The sequence below is a fragment of the Guyparkeria halopsychrophila genome, assembly GCF_044582135.1.
Lineage (GTDB): Bacteria > Pseudomonadota > Gammaproteobacteria > Halothiobacillales > Halothiobacillaceae > Guyparkeria.
On sequence record NZ_JBDODP010000045.1, the window covers coordinates 1 to 2,722 of the forward strand.

Genomic DNA, 2,722 nt, shown 5'->3' on the forward strand with positions numbered 1-2,722 from the left:
GAGTGACGCTGAACTCATCGCTTGAGCGCTACATCGAAGTCCGGTAGAACACTACCATTTCAAGAAAACGGATCAACCAGGATGTATCCATGGCCTCACCGCTGTACGACTTACTTGAACGCTATCGGAATCACGCAAAAACAGACCGGGAAATGGGTACCTATTTTGAAGAACTAGTGAAAGCCTATTTCGAGCACGATGATGTTCAGACACAGCATTACGATAAGGTCTGGACATACGGCGACTGGGCAGAAGAGCAGGGGCTGAGTCGCAAGGATACAGGGATTGATCTTGTGGCCCGGGTTCGAGAGGACCACACCGAATTTTGCGCGATCCAGTGTAAGTTTTATGACAAAAACCACCGCCTGCAACGGGCAGACCTGGATTCTTTTTTCACGGCGTCGAATCGAAAGCCCTTTACCCGCCGAATCCTGATTGATACGACCGAAGTGGATCTGGGCAGCAACGCGCAGGCGCTTTTTGACGATACGAGCCAGTATGTCAAAACCAATCGCATCGGACTCCGAGATCTGGAAGAAAGCCGAATTGACTGGACCATCTTCTCCCAGAAAAAAGAGGTCGTTTACCGGCCTAAGAAGAAACTACGCTCACACCAAAAAGATGCGTTGGAGGCTGTTCGTGCCGGTTTAACGACAGCCGATCGCGGCAAGCTCATCATGGCTTGCGGTACCGGTAAAACATTTGCGGCACTGAAAATCGCGGAAGACCTGGCAGGTCAAGGTAAGCGGGTCCTGTTCATGGTGCCTTCGCTCGCTTTGATGTCCCAAACGGTGACCGAATGGTCGAACGATTCGACCGTTCCCTTGCGATCCTTCGCTGCCTGCTCTGACAGCCAGATCGGCAAGCGTCGTGCGTCGGACGACATTGCCGAGCTTCAGCAACACGATCTGGCATTTCCGGCGACAACCAATCCAGCCAAGCTCGTGGCTGAGGCCAACCAGGTGGCACCGGATGCAATGACGGTGGTGTTTTCGACCTACCAGTCGATTCAAGTGATCTCTGATGCACAAAAACTTCATGGACTGCCTGAGTTCGACCTGATTATTTGTGATGAGGCTCACCGGACAACGGGGGTCACCTTATCTGGCGAAGACGAGTCTAACTTTGTTCGAATCCATGACAATGAGCACGTTAAAGGAAAAAAACGCCTCTACATGACAGCAACTCCTCGAATCTTTGGGGAGGCGGTAAAAGGCAAGGCTGATGAAGGCGGCCATGAGCTTACGTCTATGGATGACATGAGTAAGTTTGGGGAAGTGTTGTTCTATCGTGGATTTTCATGGGCTGTCGAAAATGATCTACTGACTGATTATAAGGTCATCATCCTGGCTATGGATGAAGGTTTAGTGAGCCGTGGTCTTCAGAAAGCCCTATCTTCGGGAACTAACGAACTTCAATTGGATGACGCTAGCCGGATTATTGGGTGCTACAAGGCACTGACAAAAGCCACGCTGAAAGACGACATTCAATATGACACCCAGCCTATGCGCCGCGCCTTAGCGTTTTGCCGTGATATCAAATCTTCGCAACTTATTGAATCTCAATTTAGCGACGTCGTTGAAGAATATCTGGAATACCACGCCGAAGAAGGTGGGAGCCCTGACCTGCATTGCTCGATTGGTCATGTTGACGGTACGTTCAATGCCAAGAAACGCAATGTACTTCTGGATTGGCTCAAAGCCGAACCAGAAGACCATGAATGCCGCATTCTGACCAACGCCAGATGCCTTTCGGAAGGTGTGGATGTACCTGCCCTTGATGCCATCATGTTCCTGCACCCCCGGAAATCTCAGATCGACGTGGTCCAGTCTGTGGGCCGGGTCATGCGTAAAGCGGGCCCCGATAAACGCATGGGGTATGTAATTCTTCCCATCGGGGTACCGACCGGAGTAACACCCGAACAGGCACTGAACGACAATGAGAAACATAAGGTTGTTTGGCAGATTTTGAACGCTTTGCGTGCTCATGATGAACGGTTCGATGCCACTATAAACAAAGCATCCTTGGGCGAACGGATTGATAACACTATTCAAATCGTCGGCATCGATAGCGAAGAGTTGCGGGCCGTAACTGCCGAAGTAGACACTTTGCCGTCGAAAAGCAGTGGATCAGACAAGAAAAAGTCCACCGGTATTGGTGTCGAAGGAGAAGGCGAACCTCAAGCCGATGATGAAGCACAGCAACTCGGCATGGATTTTAACATGGAGGTCGGTGAGGCGATTCTGGCCAAAATCGTTAAGAAATGTGGAACCCGGGATTACTGGGAAGACTGGGCAACCGATATTGCTGACATTGCTCACAAACACATTGTTCGGATTAAAGGCACCCTGGATTCCGTCGAAGTTGCTCGAAACGCTTTCGATGAGTTCTTGTTAGAACTTCGAGATGACCTCAACGGCAGTATTACTGAAGATGAAGCTGTTGAGATGCTGGCCCAACACATTATTACTCGACCGGTTTTTGAAACCTTATTTGAGGGGCATCAGTTCACAAAGGAGAACCCTGTTTCAAAGGGTATCCAGCAAGTGCTGGATGTTCTTAATGAACATCGAATCGACAAGGAATCAAAGGCTCTGGAAAAGTTCTATGAGAGCGTGAAGCGCCGCTCCCAGGGCATACAGACCGCTCAAGGCAAACAGCGCCTGGTTGTAGAGCTATATGATAAGTTCTTTCGTAAAGCTTTTCCCCGCCTGACTCAGAG

1 protein-coding gene is annotated in these 2,722 nt (G+C 50.0%); it reads left to right on the forward strand.

The genetic code is table 11. The features are described from left to right. Window positions 1-89: 89 nt before the first annotated feature. Window positions 90-2,722 (forward strand): restriction endonuclease (locus ABGV18_RS11390; RefSeq protein ID WP_396586136.1); only part of this gene is annotated, 2,633 nt, incomplete at its 3' end.